Genomic DNA, 295 nt, shown 5'->3' with positions numbered 1-295 from the left:
CGGCGGCCACCAACGGCATCAACGGCTCGGGCACCGGCCCGGCCGGCTCGACCACCGACACGCAGAGCTTCGCCGGCGCCTTCACCGTGGTGCAGGGCGCAGACGGCGCCACCACCAGCTACAGCGTCAGCCTCTCGGGCTCGGCCTCCAACCTGATCGACTCGGCCACCGGCCAGGCCGTGGTGCTGTCGCAGAGCGGCAACACGGTCTCCGGTTACGTGACCGGCCACAGCGGCGACCCGGCCTTCCTGGTGTTCACGCTTTCGGTCAACACCTCGACCGGCGCCGTGACGCT

General features: G+C 71.2%; 1 protein-coding gene. It reads left to right on the top strand.

What is annotated here, in order from left to right:
• The coding region (locus KVT37_RS32105) for a DUF5801 repeats-in-toxin domain-containing protein (RefSeq protein WP_217579011.1) at window positions 1-295 on the top strand (295 nt) is incomplete at both ends.

This window comes from Mesorhizobium sp. GbtcB19, from assembly GCF_019091085.1.
In the GTDB taxonomy this organism is placed as follows: Bacteria; Pseudomonadota; Alphaproteobacteria; order Rhizobiales; family Rhizobiaceae; genus Mesorhizobium.
This window is presented reverse-complemented; position numbering and strand designations above follow the sequence as displayed.